The following is a 14,401-nucleotide window of genomic DNA, read 5'->3' as shown; positions in this document are numbered from 1 at the left end:
CAGGGGCCCGTTGGCCCAAGGGCCCCCGCAAGCGGCTACGGCTGAAGCTCTTCCAGCGTGGTGCGCAGGTCGGTGGCGCGAGGGCGGTTGTGGGGAAGCCTGGCCAGGACAGCCGCCATGCCGCAGGTGTTGGTCACGGCGGAGAAGACGAGGCCCGCGCCGATGCCGGCGGCCAGCAGGCGTGCGGGCCGGTAGCGGGTTCCGGCGGCGAGGCCGAGGACGACCAGGGACCCGGCGGCGAACCGGACCTGGCGCTCCATCGCCCAGGCCTTCGGTGCGCCTTCGGAGGGCTGCAGCGGGTGGCCCTGCGCGGCCCAGGCGGTGGTGCCGCCGGCCAGGGTGGCCGCCGGGATGTCGGCGCCTGCCAGCTCGGTGCACGCGGTGGCGGAGCGGTTTCCGGAGGCGCAGACCATCAGGAGCTCGCCGCGGGCCGCGGCGGCCTTGAGCTCGGGCAGCACCGTGTGCAGGTGGTCCACGGGGATGTTGTGCGATCCGGGGAGGTGGCCCGATGCGTACTCGCCCGGGGTGCGGACGTCGATGACGGTGTAGCGGTCGAGGCTGGCTGCTGCCTGGGCGGGGGCCAGATCGGCGGGGAAAGTCATGTGGGGCTGTCCTTTCGTTGGTCCAAGGCTCTCACTTCGGCGGACCTCAATACCCCCAGGGGTATCTGCTGGGCGGTGTGTCGGGCCGCCCGGCCGACCGCCGAAAGCCTCCGCTGCCCCGGGGAGGGCGGCGGAGGCTTTCGGGGTGGGGCGGCCGGTCAGCTCTTCGGCATCAGGACGGTGTCGACGATGTAGACCGTGGCGTTGGCCGTCGGGACGTTGCCGCAGACGACCTTCGACGTGTCGTTGACCTTGTACTCCGTGCCGGAGCCCGCGGTGGTGAGCTTGCTCTTCTCCAGCGTCTCGAAGGAGCCCTTCTCCAGCTGCTGCGGCTCCAGCTTCTGACCCACCACGTGGTACGTGAGGATCTTGGTCAGCATGGCCTTGTCGCTCAGGACCTTGTCCAGGTCGGCCTTCGGGATCTTCGCGAAGGCGGCGTTGGTCGGCGCGAACACCGTGACGTTCTTCGCGTTGTTCAGGGTGTCGACCAGACCGGCCTTCTTGACCGCGGTGACCAGGGTGGACAGCTCCGGGTTGTTCGACGCGGCGGTGGCGACCGGGTCCTTCGCCATCCCGTCGAAGGAGCCGGCGCCGTCCTTCGGGACCGACGAACAGGCCGGCCCGAAGGGCTCGTCCCCGGTCATGGAGTCGTCGGCCTTGGTCTGCTTCGCGCTGGGCGTGGAGTCCGCGGCCTTGGTGTCCTTGTCGCCGCTGTCCGAGCACGCCGTCAGGGCGATCGGCAGCATCGCCGTGGCTGCGACGGCGACCGCGGTACGGCGGATTCGGCTGGAGTACATGGACATGGTCTTCTCCTTGCGTCGTTGCATGGGGTGGCCGGGAGCAGGCGGAATCAGGGCACGGGGGCCACTGCCGCGCTCCGGCCGGTCGCGCCGTCGGAAGCGGTCCCGGGGCCAGGGGTCCCGGGCTGCGGGCACACCGTCCGTGTGCACCGTCCCCACGTCTTCCGTTCTTCGCTCACATAGGGAATTCGTCACGGAGAGGGCGGGGGATTGGTCCGGTTTCCACATTCACCCGATCGGGCACACCCGCCCCTCCGGCACCCCGGTCAGGCGCCGCGGGCCTGCTCGAAGCGGGCGCGGCCCTCGGCCAGCTCGACGATCGGGTCGGGGTAGTCGAGGCGGTCGGCGGACGCCCCCGCCCCGTCCTGGTCCCGGAGCTTCCACGGCTCGTGGATGTACCGGTCGGGAACATCGGCGAGTTCGGGCAGCCAGCGGCGTACGTAGCTGCCGCCCGGGTCGAATCGCTTGCCCTGGATCACGGGGTTGAGGACCCGGTTGGGCCGGGTGTCGGTCCCGGTGCCCGCGGCCCACTGCCAGTTCAGCTGGTTGTTGGCGACGTCGCCGTCCACCAGGAGGCTCAGGAAGTGCCGGGCGCCCACGCGCCAGTCGACGTAGAGGGTCTTGGTGAGGAAGCTCGCCACCACCATCCGTCCCCGGTTGTGCATCCAGCCCTCATGGCTCAACTGACGCATCGCCGCGTCCACGAAGGGGTAGCCGGTGCGTCCCTCGAGCCAGGCGGCGGTCTCCTTCTTGTTCGTGCGCCACCGGTCGCCGCGCGAGCGGTAGTCGTGGGCCGCCGCGTCCGGGCGGGCCGCGAGCACCTGGTGGTGGAAGTCCCGCCAGGCCAGCTGCCGGATGAACGCCTGGGCCCCCGACGAGCCCTCACGGGACGCCTCGTTGATGACTTCGGCCGCCGACAGGGTGCCGAAGTGGAGGTGGGGCGAGAGGCGCGACGTGGCGTCGTGCGCGATGTCGTCCTGGCCGTCCTCGTAGTCCGCGACGCCCCCGGAGAGCCAGGACCGCAGCCGCTTGCGCCCGGCGTCCTCGCCGCCGGTGTCCAGACCCGGCGAGACGTCGTCGATCTCCTTGCGCGGCCGCACCCGCTCCGACGTCACGTCGCCCACCCGCACCGTGCGCGGGGCGGCCAGGACGTCCCGTACGCCCGCCGACGTCCAGCGCCGGAAGTACGGGGTGAACACGGCGTAGTGGTCCTTGCCCGAAGGGAGCAGCTCCCCCGGCGTCACCGCCGTGACCACCGCGTCGTGCACGACGAGGCGGCAATCGGTGTCGCCGAGGGCGGCCCGCAGCCGCTCCTCGCGCCGCGTCGCGTACCGGCTCACTCCGGCCGCGACGTGCACCCGCGTCGCGCCGGTCTCCGTGGCCACCCGGTGGACCTGGTCGACGACATCGCCGCTGCGGACCACGAGACGGCCGCCGCGCTTGCGCAGCCCCGCGTCCAGGTCCGTCAGGCAGTCGGCGAGGAAGGCACTTCGGTTCGGGACGGCGAAGCCCGTGGCCCGCACCCCGTCGTCGTACACGAACAGGGGGACGATCCGGTCCGCGTCGTGCAGTGCGGCCCGCAGCGCCGGGTTGTCGTGCAGCCGCAGATCGGAGGTGAAGAGGACGATCGAGACGGTCACTTTCTGCGGCTCCTCAAGACAGTCATTCTCTGCGGCTCCTCGTGCCTCATGCCGAGGGGAAGTTCATCAGGGCCACCGGATCGGTCGTCGGCTCCTTGGAGCCACCGGCGGGTTCAACGGTGATGCCGATGCCCGATGCCTGGTCCACCGGACCGTCGAGCAGCACCGCTTCGGTGCTGCGGCCCGGATCCATCAGACCGGCCGAGCGCATCGTCCCGTCGTCGTTGAACCACAGTTGATACACCTTGCCCGAGGGCGGCTCGGGCATCTTCGCGGCCACGAAGGCGGCTTGGTTGAGGCTCTTGGCCACCACGACCGTGCCGGTCGCACCGTCCGAGAGCCGGCCGGTGGAGGCCTTGGCGTCCGGCGCGGCGAGCACCTGGGCCAGCTGCTCGGACTGGCGCTGCGCCTGCTGCGCCTGCTCGCTCGCCTCGTCGGCCCGTTGGTTCTGCCATACGGCGATCCCGCCGAAACCCGCGGCGAGGGCCAGGCACGCGGCGAGGGCGAAGCGGGACAGCCGGTGTCCGCGGCCGTTGCCGCCCGAGGCCCTGGTCTGCGTGGGCATGTGCGGGGGCAGCTGGCGGACCGTGGCGATCTGCCGCAGCACCTCGGTCTTCATGTGCGCCGGAGGGGCGACCGACACGGCGCGGGCGAGTCGGCCCGCCGTCGCGGCCAGTTCGCTCACCTCCTGGGCGCAGGCCTCGCACACCTCCAGGTGCCGCTCGAACTCCGCGCGCTCCTCGTCCGAGAGGGCGTGCAGAACGTACGCACCCGTCAGCGTGTGCAGATCGGCGGCGCTCATGCGCTCACCCCCAGGCAGTCGCGCAGCCGGATCAGACCGTCGCGCAGCCGGGTCTTGACCGTCCCCAGGGGCACGGACAGGAGCTCGCCGACCTCCCGGTAGGTCAGTCCCCGGTAGTAGGCCAGGGTCACCGACTGCCGCTGGAGTTCGGTCAGGGTGCGCAGACAGCGGCGCACCTGCTCGCGCTCCAGGCGGTTCTCCACCTGCTCGCTCACCTCGTCGAAGGCGGGTGTGCGTTCGAGCAGCGCCGCCTTGTGGTCGCGCTCGGCCGAGGCCTGTACGGACCGCACGCGGTCCACCGCTCTGCGGTGGGCCATCGTAAGGACCCAGTTCATGACACTCCCCCGTTCCGGCCGGTAGCGGGCGGCGGTACGCCACACCTCCACCAGCACCTCCTGGGCGACCTCCTCGGACTGGGCCGGGTCGCGCAGCACCGTGCGCACGAGCCCCAGGACGGGCGAGCAGACGGCGTCGTACAGCGAGGCGAAGGCCTGCTGGTCGCCGCCGCGGGCCACCCGGCTCAGCAGTTCGGGCAGATCGGGGCCGGCGGAGGGGGCTCCGCTGATGTGCACTACTTCGTTCACCCGGTGATCCTCCTGGACGCTGGTCGCCTTCAGAGGTGATTCGGAGCCGGTGCGGCGCCGGATTGCCCCTGGGTCACGTTTTCTCCGTGGTCCCGGCGGTGCGCTGTTCGGCCGTACGCGTGATGTTGCGTGCCATGCCGCCGAAGACGAGCGCGTGGAACGGCGAGACACTCCACCAGTACGCGTGCCCCAGCAGTCCGTGCGGATGGAAGAGCGCCCGCTGCCGGTAGCGCGTGCGGCCCTTGTCGTCCTGTTCCGCGTACATCTCCAGCCAGGCGAGGCCCGGCAGCCGCATCTCGGCCCGCAGCCGCAGCAGCCGGCCCGGTTCGATCTCCTCGACCCGCCAGAAGTCCAGCGGGTCCCCCACCCGCAGCCGCTGGGCGTCACGGCGGCCCCGGCGCAGCCCGACCCCGCCGACGAGCCGGTCGAGCCAGCCGCGCACCGCCCAGGCCAGCGGGAAGGAGTACCAGCCGTTGTCGCCCCCCACGCCTTCCACGACGCGCCACAGGGCCTCCGGGGATGCGTCGACGGCCTGTTCCCGGCAGTCGGTGTAGAGGCTGCCGCCCGACCAGTCGGGGTCGGTGGGCAGCGGGTCGCTGGGGGCGCCGGGTACCGAAGCGGACGACCAACGGGTGCTGACCTGGGCGTCCTTGACCCGTTTGAGGGCCAGCGCGAGCGCCGTGTCGAAGCTGATCGGGATGCCGGGCGCGTCGGGGACGTACCGGGCGATGTCGCGCTCGTGGCAGACGACTTCGTAGCGCAGCGATTCCGCGAGGGGGCGGGCGATCGAGGCCGGTACGGGGGTGATCAGGCCGACCCAGTGGCTGGAGAGACCCGGGCTGAGCATGGGGACCGGCAGGATCAGGCGGTGGGGCAGCTTCGCCACGGACGCGTAACGGCGCATCATCTCGCGGTAGGTGACGACGTCGGGGCCGCCGATGTCGAAGCCGCGGCTGACGTCGTCGGGCATGGTGGCGCTGCCCACGAGGTAGCGCAGGACGTCGCGTACGGCGATGGGCTGGATCCGGGTGCGCACCCAGCTGGGCGTGACCATGACCGGCAGCCGTTCGGTGAGGTAGCGCAGCATCTCGAAGGACGCGGAGCCGGAACCGATGATCACGGCGGCGCGGAGCATGGTGGTCGGCACGCCCGACTCCAGGAGGATCCGGCCCACTTCGGCCCGTGACCGCAGATGGGGCGAGAGATTCTCTTCCGGGATGCCTTCGGGGGTCAGCCCGCCCAGGTAGACGATGCGGCGCACGCCCGCGGCGCGGGCCTGCTCGGCGAAGATGCGGGCCGTCTCACGGTCCTTCTTCTCGAAGCCGGAGCCGGTGCCGAGCGCGTGGATGAGGTAGTACGCGACGTCGATGTCCCGCATGGCCGCCCCGACCGACTCGGCGTCGGACGCGTCGCCCCGCACCACGTCGGCCCGCCCGGCCCAGGGGTAGTCGCGCAGCTTCTCGGGCGAGCGGGCCAGGCAGCGCACCTGGTGCCCCGCGTCGAGCAGTTCGGGCACGAGGCGCCCTCCGATGTAACCGGTCGCCCCGGTCACCAGGCAGCGCAGCCCCTGCGCACCTTCGCCGCTGTCCATCGGTACCTCCGGCCTCGGGTGACGTACTCGGCTTCACCATCCCACACCCACCCACCAGGGACTATCACGCACCGCAATCGTCTGATATGCGGTGGGTAATCGCACGTGCCACGATGAGAAAACCAATTCGCCCTCACTAGGAGTGAAACTCATGGGCAAGGGAAAGCAGCCTCCCAACCGGTCCCGTCAGAACCCCGGTCAGCCGGGCCAGCCGAAGCCGCAGGAGCGTGACCAGGCCGCCGAGCGCCGCCAGCAGGAGCGCGCGCCGGGCGAGGAGCGCGCGCAGCGTCGTCAGGACATGGACGACGACCTGATCTGACGCGGGACCGCGTATGCGCAGTGGGGCGCACCCAAGTACTTGGGTGCGCCCCACTGCCGTGGGTACCTGGATTGCCCGGCCCGCCCAGGAAAGGCTGTCGCTTTGGTTGCTGTCGACGGGTTCACCGACCGCCTCGACTACCCGATGCAGGTGGTGACGGCGGCTGCCGACGGTGCGCCTGCGGGCTGCCTGGTCGGCTTCGCCTCGCAGTGTGCGATGGATCCGCCGCGCTTCGTGGTGTGGCTGTCCCGGGCGAACCACACGTATCGGGTGGCCCGGGACGCCGCGTTCCTCGGCGTGCATCTGCTCAGGCACGATCAGCACGACGTGGCGCGGCTGTTCGGTGGTGAGTGCGGCCGGCGTGTCGACAAGTTCGCCGACGTCCGGTGGGAGCCGCGCACGGGCGGGACCCCCGTGCTCACGGACTCCTGCGCCTGGTGGGTCGGCAGAATCGAGCGGCAGGCCGACTGGGGAGATCACGTGGGCTTCCACCTCACTCCGGTGGAGGCGGGCGCCGACCCGCCGCCGTACGAGAAGCTGCTGCGCCTGAGCGACGTCACCGACTTCGAACCCGGCCACCCGGGATGACCGGCCGGCAGGCCGTGATGCGGGAACTCCTCAGGACTTCGGGGCAGACGTACGCGGCGGAGGCGGGCATCCGGCTGACCGACACGCCCCGGCCGCTCTACCGCACGCTCGTGCTGTCCTGCCTGCTCAGCGCCCGGATCCGGGCATCCGTCGCGGTGGCGAGCACCCGTGCGCTGTACGACGCCGGGATGCGCGGCCCGCGACAGATGGCCGATGCTTCCTGGCAGCGGCGGGTGGACGCCCTGGGCCGTGGGGGCTACCGCCGCTACGACGAACGGACCGCGACGCAGCTCGGCGACGGCGCCCGCCTTGTGCTCGACGAGTGGGGCGGTGACGTGCGCCGGATGCGTGAAAGGGCCGACGGCGACGAGGCGGCCCTGAAACGGCTGCTGCGTCAGGTGCCGGGCATCGGGCCCACCGGCGCGGGCATCTTCCTGCGCGAGGTGCAGGACGTATGGACCGAGTACGCACCCTGCTTCGACGCCAAGGTGCTGCGGGGAGCCGAGCGCCTCGGTCTGCCCCGCGGCACGTCCGAGCTGTTGCGGCTCGCGGGCGACGCGAAGCCGGGCGTGGCGGCCGCGGCGCTCGTCCGGGCCGCCCTCGCCCGCGAGCCGAAGCACTGAGTCAGGTGTGTTCGAGGGCCCAGGCCAATGCGTGGTCGGCGATCTCCTCCCAACCGGCCTGGGCGGGCATCAGATGGGAGCGCCCCGGGTACTCGACGACCTCGGTGACGGTGTTCGACTTGTAGTGCTTGGCGTTGGACTGCTGGAGCTTCGGCGGCATCAGGTGGTCGTTCTCACCCGAGACGAACAGCAGCGGAGCCCGGTCGTCGTTGCGGTAGTTCACGTACGAGTCGGCGTGGCCGGGGTGGATGTTGGCCAGCGCACTGCCCCAGAAGACCTGGCCGGACGCGGGTATGTGATAGCGCTCGTACAGGGCGCGGGACTCGTCCTCGGGGAAGGTGTTGGTGAAGGCGTAGCGCCACTGGTCGTAGGTGAACCCGACGGCCTTGTGCCGGTTGGCCGGGTTCTTCAGCACCGGGAACGACGCCTTCAGCTGCGACAGCGGGACCGTCACCACCCCTTCGGTGGGCGCGGAGTTGATGGCCACTCCGGCGCAGCCGTATCCGTGGTCGAGCAGGATCTGGGTGAACACTCCGCCGGCGGAGTGGCCCATGATGACCGGCTGCGTGCCGAGGCCGCCGATCAGCTTCTCCAGGGACGAGATGACCGAGGGAACGGTGAGTTCCTCGATCGGGGTGGGGTCGGCGTTGAGCGCCTCCACCTCCACCTCGAAACCGGGGTAGGCCGGGGCCAGCACCCGGTACCCCTGGGACTGGTAGCGGGTGATCCAGTGTTCCCAGCTGCGGGGTGTCACCCAGAAGCCGTGGATGAGGACGACGGTGTCCGGTTTCATGAGTGTTCGCTCCTTCAACGGGCCGTGGGGTGGACCGACTTGATGAACTGGGTGGCGGCTTCCGGGGAGGGATCAGGAGGCCAGGAACGCCAGCAGATCGGCGTTGAACTCGTCCTTGTACGCGCCCACGAGACCGTGCGGAGCGCCCGGATAGACCTTCAGCCTCGCGTCCTTGACGAGCTTGGCGGACTCCAGGCCCGCGGCCACGATCGGCACGATCTGGTCGTCGTCGCCGTGCGCGATGAAGGTGGGGACGTCGAAGCGCCCCAAATCGTCGGTGAAGTCGGTCTCGGAGAACGCGCGGACGCAGTCGAGGGCGCCCTTGAGCCCGACCTGCATGCTCTGCAGCCAGAACGCGTCCGACACTCCCTGCGAGACCTTCGCGCCGGGCCGGTTGAACCCGTAGAACGGCAGGCTCAGTTCCGCGTAGAACTGCGAACGGTCCTGCGACACGCCCGAACGGATGGCGTCGAACGCCGCGATCGGCAGGCCCTGCGGATTGGTGTCGGTCTTGAGCATGAGAGGCGGCACCGCGCCCAGCAGGACGGCCTTGGCTACGCGGGAGGTGCCGTGGCGGCCGATGTAGCGGGTTACCTCACCGCCGCCGGTCGAGTGCCCGACCAGCACGGCGTCGCGCAGGTCGAGGCTCTCGATCAGCTGGGCGAGGTCGTCGGCGTAGGTGTCCATGTCGTTGCCGTTCCACGGCTGGTCGGAGCGGCCGTGGCCGCGCCGGTCGTGCGCGATCGCGCGGTAGCCGTGCGAGGCGACCAGGTGCAGTTGGTCGTCCCAGGCGTCGGCGTTCAACGGCCAGCCGTGGCTGAACACCACCGGCCTGCCGGCGCCCCAGTCCTTGTAGAAGATGCCCGTTCCGTCGTGCGTCGTGATGAAGTTGCCCATGAGAGCACTCCCGTCAGCAGCCGGTATCGGTCTCGGTGTCCGTGTCGGCGCCGCTGTCCGTCTCGGCGACCGACTCAGGTGAGGCAAATCGTGGCAGGGCCGGGGGCAAGGTTCCATACCGTGCGCGCCGAGAACTCGTACGGACGCCGCTGTCGCCCGTGGGGGCCGCCTCCGCCAGATCCGCCGGACGTACGGCGCCACACCCCTCCAGTGGCGCCGTTCCCTGGATACTGGCCTCAGTTCCACAGATCTCGACGGCAGCCGACTTGACCCGCAAAGACCCAGCCCAGAGGCTTAACTGCCTACCCCACCAGGAGGTACCCATGAAGATGTTGATCAACGTGGCGGAGACGGTCGTCGCGGACGCGCTGCGGGGGATGGCTGCCGCGCATCCCGATCTGACGATCGACGTGGAGAATCGCGTGATCGTGCGCAAGGACGCTCCCGTCGCCGGAAAGGTCGCCCTCGTCTCCGGCGGAGGGTCGGGGCACGAACCGCTGCACGGCGGTTTCGTGGGGCCGGGGATGCTGTCGGCCGCCTGTCCCGGCGAGGTGTTCACCTCGCCCGTGCCCGATCAGATGGTGCGGGCGGCGGCCGCCGTCGACAGCGGGGCGGGCGTGCTGTTCGTCGTGAAGAACTACACGGGTGACGTCCTGAACTTCGACATGGCCGCCGAGCTCGCCGAGGACGAGGGCATCCAGGTCGCCAAGGTGCTCGTCAACGACGACGTGGCCGTCACCGACAGTCTGTACACGGCCGGGCGGCGCGGCACCGGTGCGACGCTCTACGTGGAGAAGATCGCCGGGGCGGCGGCCGACGAGGGCATGCCGTTGGAGCGGGTCGAGGCGATCGCGCGGCAGGTGAACGAGAACGCGCGGAGTTTCGGGGTCGCGCTCACCGCCTGCTCCACGCCCGCCAAGGGCAGCCCCACCTTCGATCTGCCCACCGGTGAGCTGGAGTTGGGCGTCGGAATCCATGGCGAGCCCGGCCGTGAGCGGCGGTCGATGATGACGTCCAGCGAGATCGCGGACTACGCCGTGGACGTCGTACTGGAGGATCTCCGTCCGCGTAATCCGGTGCTCGTGCTCGTCAACGGCATGGGGGCCACTCCCCTGCTCGAGCTGTACGGCTTCAATGCCGAGGTCCAGCGTGTCCTCGCCGAACGTGACGTCGTCGTGGCGCACACACTGGTCGGCAACTACGTGACCTCGCTGGACATGGCCGGGGCCTCCGTGACCCTGTGCCAGGTCGACGAGGAGCTGCTGCGGCTCTGGAACGCGCCGGTGCGTACCGCCGGGCTCCGCTGGGGTGTCTGACCCCTCGGCCGTCACCACGCACACCACGTACACCACGTGGAATCTCGACCCCGACCGTTCTACCGCTCTACCGCGCAAGGAGTTTCCGTGCTCGATGCCGCATTCTTCCGTCAGTGGCTGACCTCGGCCGCCGCCCTCGTCGACCGGGAGGCGCAGCGGCTCACCGAGCTGGACTCGCCGATCGGTGACGCCGACCACGGCAGCAATCTGCAGCGCGGGTTCGCCGCCGTGTCGGCCACGCTGGAGAAGGAGGCGCCCACCACTCCGGGAGCCGTACTCACCCTGGCCGGGCGGCAGTTGATCTCTACCGTGGGGGGTGCGTCGGGGCCGCTTTATGGAACGTTGCTCCGACGGACCGGCAAGGCCCTCGGCGACGCCTCCGAGGTCGGCCGGCAGGAGTTCGCCGACGCGCTGCGCACCGGCGTCGACGCGGTCGGCGCGCTCGGTGGCGCCGTGCCCGGAGACAAGACGATGCTGGACGCCCTCGTCCCCGCGGTCGACGCGCTCACGGAGTCGTTCGACGCGGCGCGCGACGCCGCGAACGAAGGCGCCCTCGCCACGACGCCCCTCCAGGCGCGCAAGGGGCGGGCCAGTTATCTGGGTGAGCGCAGCATCGGGCACCAGGATCCGGGGGCCACCTCATCCGCGCTGCTCTTCGACGCGCTCGCGCAGACCGCGGAGGCCGGTCGTGAGTGACGACAAGCTGGTCGGCATCGTCCTCGTCTCGCACAGCGGCCCCGTCGCCGAATCGGTCGCCGCGCTGGCCACCGGGCTCGCGGGCGGCGGCGAGACCGCGCCGGTGGCCGCCGCGGGCGGCACCGAGGACGGCGGCTTCGGTACGAGCTCGGACCTGATCGCCCAGGCCGCGGCGAAGGTGGACCGCGGCGCGGGCATCGCCATCCTCACCGACCTGGGCAGCGCGGTCCTCACCGTGAAGGCGCTGCTCGCCGAGGGCGACGAGCTCCCGGACGGCGCCCGTCTGGTGGACGCCCCGTTCGTGGAGGGCGCGGTCGCGGCGATGGTGGCGGCGTCGGCGGGCGCCGACGCCGCCGCGGTAGAGGCCGCGGCGGCGGAGGCGTACTCCTACCGGAAGGTGTGAGGCCAAGCGGTCAGTTCTGGCGCAGGAACTGCCGGGCCAGCGCGTCACCTCGGGTGACCGCGGCCCGGTGGTTCTCGATGGGCGACGCCTTGGGCCCCTTGAAGAGGATGTAGGTGACCTCCGCGTCGGTGCCGCCCGACCTGGGGTCGGGGCGGATGCCGAGCGACTTCGCCGCCGCGTAGGACGCCTCGCCGATGAGGTCGGTGGGTCCTGTGTCGCCGACGACCGCGTACAGGACCTTGCCCTGGTGGATCACGGCGGCCACCGAGCCGCCCGTGATGCCGTGCTTCGCGTGGTTCCAGCGGTTGCTCGCGCCCGGCACGACGACGTACGGCAGGCGCTCCGAGCTCAGCTGGCGGCCGTTGGTTTCCTGGAACGCGGTGGCGGGCTGGAACAGCGGGTCCGTGCGCCGGTTGCAGGCCTTGCTCGGCCGGCCGTCGCAGTCGATGTCCATGTCGGCCTTCCAGAACACCGCTCCCCGCTTCCCGCAGACGGGGATGTCCGCGCGGGCGCCGTCGTCCGTACGGTACTTGCCGCGCGAGACCTGTTGACAGGTGTCGGCGGCGGCGAGGAGCGCGGCGGCGGAGACGGTTCCCTCCTGGGTGGCCGGATCGGCTGAACTCGCACTGCTCTGGGCCGAGTTGCTGCTCGGCTCGCTCTGCTGCGGATAGGCCGCGGCGGGCAGTGACGCGGGCGAGAGCAGGGCGGCTCCGGCGGCGACGGCGAGCGTCGTGATTCTGGTGCGCACGAGAAAGGACCTTCCCTAGACGGAAACTGACGGCGGGTCGGACGAGGACGGCCGGTCGGACAGGTGACGGCTGGTCGAGCGAGTGGCGGCCGCCCGGCCTGAAGCACGTGACCAGACATCCCAATCTGTCCCGGCTCCTACACCTCGGCCGCCGCTCAGGGCCCGGACAGCGCACGCACACCCTCTTGATGTGCACCCGACACCTGTGTCAAATAGGTCCGGACCAATGCCGCCCGAACGGAAGGCACGACCGTGCGACGGACCCCCCACCCAGTTGCCCTCCTGGCCGTCACCGCCGCCACCCTCACCGCCTGCACCTGGGGCAGCGACCAGGACGCGAAGGACGTGCAGCCCCCGGCCGCCCCCCGGGGCGTCACCGTCCAGGCGGGCAGCGCCACCACCGCCCACGTCATGTGGAACCAGGCCACGGACGACACCGGGGTCACCGGCTACGACGTGTACCGGGGCGCCACCAGGGTCAAGCGCGTGCCGAGCCGCACACACATGGTGGACGTCGTCGGCCTGAAGCCGTCCACGACCTACACCTTCACCGTCCGCGCCCGCGACGCCGAGGGGAACGTCGGCCCCGCCGGCAGAAAGCTGACGGTGACCACGCCCGCCGCGGCCACCGCGGACCGCGAGCCGCCGTCCCGTCCGGGCTCCGCACGCGGCACCGTCGAGGGCAGCCGGGCGGTGAAACTGTCCTGGGGCGCGTCGAAGGACGACCAGGGCATCGCCTCGTACGAGATCTACCAAGGCACGTCGAAGATCCACAGCGTGGCCGGGAGCGAGCGCGAGACCCTCCTCACGGGGTTGCGTCCCGGCACGGACTACCGCTTCACCGTCAAGGCCCTCGACGCCGCCGACAACGCTTCGCCCGCGAGCCGCACCGTCCGCCTGACCACCGCGGCGGGCCAGGACGACGGCCGGGGCACCGCGCCGACGGACTTCCGCGCGAAGACCCGCCACGCCGACGGGGCGTACTACATCGACCTGGCCTGGACGCCGCCGCACACCGGCGGCGCGGTGGCGGAGTATCAGATCCACCTCGACGGCAAGACCGCCACCTCGCTGGTGTTCGGCGGGACGGCGCCCCGGAAGAAGGCCACCCACAGCTTCTACGTGGGCAAGGAACCGGGGGACACCCACCGCGTGAAGCTCAGGGCCAAGCTCCCCGACGGGACCTGGGGCGGCTACTCCGCCGAACGGACGGTCACCACCGGCTGACGCCCGAGGCGCCCACGAGGCCGAGGACACCCATGACGCCGGGTCAGCTGTCGGCCGTACGAAGGATTCCGTCACCTGCCCGGTGGCTGTCCGCATGCGGCCCGGGCGAAGGGCGCGTTGGCTCGCCGTCAGGTAGCACGGGCGCTCCCCTACCCTCGGCGGCGCATGGGATGTACCGCCTCCCGTGTCACCGGAGGGCAGACTCATGCGTACTACTCGGATATTCGTCCGCGCCGGCCTGACCATCGCCGCCGCCGCTGCACTTCCGCTGGCACTGACCGCTCCGTCGGCGTCCGCCGCCGGAGGGATCACGGTGACCGCCACGGGATCGACGGTCACGGTCACCACGGCCGCCTGCACCAACGGCGGTGACGCCTCGCTGATGAGCAACGGCCAGGCCAGCTTCGCCCAAGGTAGGCAAGCGGAACTGACGAACGGCAGCGCCACCTGGCAGAACGTCACCACCGGCGTCCATACGGTGGCGGTGGTCTGCGAGGACGGTTCGGCGGCCGGTTCCCAGACGGTCACCGTCGGGGCCACGGCGACCACCTCGTCCACCACGGCGCCCGCGCGCGGCGTCCGGGGCGGTCTCGGGGGCGGCAGCGAGGACTACGGCACGTACACCCTCGCCGCGGGCGGGGCCCTCGTGCTCCTGGCCGCGGGCGGCGGTGGCGCGTGGTACCTGCGCCGCCGGGGCGCGCAGCACCGGCTCTGATCCGCAGTCACGGCTCCGGCTGAGCCAGGGCTTCGAAGAAAGAGCGGCTGCCGCCGG

Annotated in this window: 17 protein-coding genes; 8 read left to right on the top strand and 9 right to left on the bottom strand. The window is 71.2% G+C overall.

All coding sequences use genetic code 11. From position 1 onward, the window contains the following. Positions 1-35 precede the first annotated feature (35 nt). The 6 genes from ACFUPX_RS37300 to ACFUPX_RS37275 all read right to left on the bottom strand — a co-directional run bounded on the left by ACFUPX_RS37300 (position 36) and on the right by ACFUPX_RS37275 (position 6,019). Entirely contained in the window at positions 36-602 is a 567-nt protein-coding gene (locus ACFUPX_RS37300) for a rhodanese-like domain-containing protein (RefSeq protein ID WP_383332904.1), read from the bottom strand. Positions 603-760: 158 nt separating this feature from the next. Further along, positions 761-1,399: a fasciclin domain-containing protein gene (locus ACFUPX_RS37295; RefSeq protein WP_383332955.1), complete on the bottom strand. Its 639-nt coding sequence runs from the start codon at positions 1,397-1,399 to the stop codon at positions 761-763. 269 nt (positions 1,400-1,668) lie between these two features. Then, positions 1,669-3,042, bottom strand: coding sequence for a cryptochrome/photolyase family protein (locus tag ACFUPX_RS37290; RefSeq protein WP_383332902.1), 1,374 nt, complete (start codon positions 3,040-3,042; stop codon positions 1,669-1,671). Positions 3,043-3,088: 46 nt separating this feature from the next. Beyond that, positions 3,089-3,844, bottom strand: a complete 756-nt coding sequence (locus ACFUPX_RS37285) for an anti-sigma factor domain-containing protein (protein WP_383332901.1) — start codon at positions 3,842-3,844, stop codon at positions 3,089-3,091. Continuing rightward, entirely contained in the window at positions 3,841-4,428 is a 588-nt protein-coding gene (locus ACFUPX_RS37280; protein ID WP_383332899.1) for a sigma-70 family RNA polymerase sigma factor, read from the bottom strand. The genes ACFUPX_RS37285 and ACFUPX_RS37280 overlap by 4 nt, the downstream gene beginning before the upstream one ends. Before the next feature lie 73 nt (positions 4,429-4,501). Further along, positions 4,502-6,019: an SDR family oxidoreductase gene (locus ACFUPX_RS37275; protein WP_383332897.1), complete on the bottom strand. Its 1,518-nt coding sequence runs from the start codon at positions 6,017-6,019 to the stop codon at positions 4,502-4,504. Positions 6,020-6,170: 151 nt separating this feature from the next. Between ACFUPX_RS37275 and ACFUPX_RS37270 the strand changes: the two genes are divergently transcribed. The 3 genes from ACFUPX_RS37270 (at position 6,171) to ACFUPX_RS37260 (ending at position 7,549) form a co-directional block, all read left to right on the top strand. Continuing rightward, the gene (locus tag ACFUPX_RS37270; RefSeq protein ID WP_383332895.1) at positions 6,171-6,338 is read left to right on the top strand and encodes a hypothetical protein; all 168 of its coding nucleotides are present in this window, start codon (positions 6,171-6,173) and stop codon (positions 6,336-6,338) included. Between the two features lie 102 nt (positions 6,339-6,440). Next, the gene (locus ACFUPX_RS37265) at positions 6,441-6,926 is read left to right on the top strand and encodes a flavin reductase family protein (RefSeq protein ID WP_383332893.1); all 486 of its coding nucleotides are present in this window, start codon (positions 6,441-6,443) and stop codon (positions 6,924-6,926) included. Continuing rightward, a complete protein-coding gene (locus tag ACFUPX_RS37260) occupies positions 6,923-7,549 on the top strand; it encodes an endonuclease (RefSeq protein WP_383332891.1) in 627 nt (208 codons plus the stop codon). Before ACFUPX_RS37265 ends, ACFUPX_RS37260 begins: the two co-directional genes overlap by 4 nt. Before the next feature lies 1 nt (position 7,550). Here the strand turns inward: ACFUPX_RS37260 and ACFUPX_RS37255 are convergent, their stop codons facing one another. After that, the gene (locus ACFUPX_RS37255) at positions 7,551-8,342 is read right to left on the bottom strand and encodes an alpha/beta hydrolase (protein ID WP_383332889.1); all 792 of its coding nucleotides are present in this window, start codon (positions 8,340-8,342) and stop codon (positions 7,551-7,553) included. A gap of 72 nt (positions 8,343-8,414) precedes the next feature. Next, positions 8,415-9,239: an alpha/beta fold hydrolase gene (locus ACFUPX_RS37250; protein ID WP_383332887.1), complete on the bottom strand. Its 825-nt coding sequence runs from the start codon at positions 9,237-9,239 to the stop codon at positions 8,415-8,417. A gap of 323 nt (positions 9,240-9,562) precedes the next feature. On the opposite strand from ACFUPX_RS37250, the gene dhaK reads away from it, so the two are divergent. From dhaK to ACFUPX_RS37235, 3 genes are all read left to right on the top strand, one after another. Beyond that, positions 9,563-10,555 (top strand): dihydroxyacetone kinase subunit DhaK, encoded by a 993-nt coding sequence (dhaK, locus tag ACFUPX_RS37245; protein WP_383332885.1) that lies wholly within the window; start codon positions 9,563-9,565, stop codon positions 10,553-10,555. Between the two features lie 87 nt (positions 10,556-10,642). Continuing rightward, a complete protein-coding gene (dhaL, locus tag ACFUPX_RS37240) occupies positions 10,643-11,251 on the top strand; it encodes a dihydroxyacetone kinase subunit DhaL (protein WP_383332883.1) in 609 nt (202 codons plus the stop codon). Then, positions 11,244-11,654 carry a PTS-dependent dihydroxyacetone kinase phosphotransferase subunit DhaM gene (locus ACFUPX_RS37235; RefSeq protein ID WP_383332881.1) on the top strand — a complete coding sequence of 137 codons (411 nt, stop codon included), beginning with the start codon at positions 11,244-11,246 and terminating at the stop codon, positions 11,652-11,654. Before dhaL ends, ACFUPX_RS37235 begins: the two co-directional genes overlap by 8 nt. A 10-nt stretch (positions 11,655-11,664) precedes the next feature. Here the strand turns inward: ACFUPX_RS37235 and ACFUPX_RS37230 are convergent, their stop codons facing one another. Further along, on the bottom strand, positions 11,665-12,402 hold the full coding sequence (locus ACFUPX_RS37230) for a glycoside hydrolase family 75 protein (RefSeq protein ID WP_383332879.1): 738 nt from the start codon (positions 12,400-12,402) through the stop codon (positions 11,665-11,667). 252 nt (positions 12,403-12,654) lie between these two features. Here ACFUPX_RS37230 and ACFUPX_RS37225 point away from each other — a divergent pair, with 252 nt between their 5' ends. Together ACFUPX_RS37225 and ACFUPX_RS37220 are read left to right on the top strand one after the other, a co-directional pair. After that, entirely contained in the window at positions 12,655-13,629 is a 975-nt protein-coding gene (locus ACFUPX_RS37225) for a fibronectin type III domain-containing protein (protein ID WP_383332877.1), read from the top strand. Positions 13,630-13,834: 205 nt separating this feature from the next. Beyond that, the gene (locus ACFUPX_RS37220) at positions 13,835-14,344 is read left to right on the top strand and encodes a hypothetical protein (protein ID WP_383332875.1); all 510 of its coding nucleotides are present in this window, start codon (positions 13,835-13,837) and stop codon (positions 14,342-14,344) included. Positions 14,345-14,401: the final 57 nt, after the last annotated feature.

The sequence above is a fragment of the Streptomyces sp. NPDC057302 genome, assembly GCF_042667685.1.
Lineage (GTDB): Bacteria > Actinomycetota > Actinomycetes > Streptomycetales > Streptomycetaceae > Streptomyces.
The sequence above is the reverse complement of the archived record's forward strand: the minus strand, read 5'-3'. Positions and strand labels throughout refer to the sequence as shown.

Bases quoted from the DNA above. Each gene is read 5' to 3' on its own strand.
- ACFUPX_RS37275 (WP_383332897.1), bottom strand. From the start codon at position 6,019: ATGGACAGCGGCGAAGGTGCGCAGGGGCTGCGCTGCCTGGTGACCGGG.
- ACFUPX_RS37295 (WP_383332955.1), bottom strand. From the start codon at position 1,399: ATGTACTCCAGCCGAATCCGCCGTACCGCGGTCGCCGTCGCAGCCACG.
- ACFUPX_RS37255 (WP_383332889.1), bottom strand. From the start codon at position 8,342: ATGAAACCGGACACCGTCGTCCTCATCCACGGCTTCTGGGTGACACCC.
- ACFUPX_RS37250 (WP_383332887.1), bottom strand. From the start codon at position 9,239: ATGGGCAACTTCATCACGACGCACGACGGAACGGGCATCTTCTACAAG.
- ACFUPX_RS37285 (WP_383332901.1), bottom strand. From the start codon at position 3,844: ATGAGCGCCGCCGATCTGCACACGCTGACGGGTGCGTACGTTCTGCAC.
- ACFUPX_RS37270 (WP_383332895.1), top strand. From the start codon at position 6,171: ATGGGCAAGGGAAAGCAGCCTCCCAACCGGTCCCGTCAGAACCCCGGT.
- ACFUPX_RS37260 (WP_383332891.1), top strand. From the start codon at position 6,923: ATGACCGGCCGGCAGGCCGTGATGCGGGAACTCCTCAGGACTTCGGGG.
- dhaK (WP_383332885.1), top strand. From the start codon at position 9,563: ATGAAGATGTTGATCAACGTGGCGGAGACGGTCGTCGCGGACGCGCTG.
- ACFUPX_RS37300 (WP_383332904.1), bottom strand. From the start codon at position 602: ATGACTTTCCCCGCCGATCTGGCCCCCGCCCAGGCAGCAGCCAGCCTC.
- ACFUPX_RS37220 (WP_383332875.1), top strand. From the start codon at position 13,835: ATGCGTACTACTCGGATATTCGTCCGCGCCGGCCTGACCATCGCCGCC.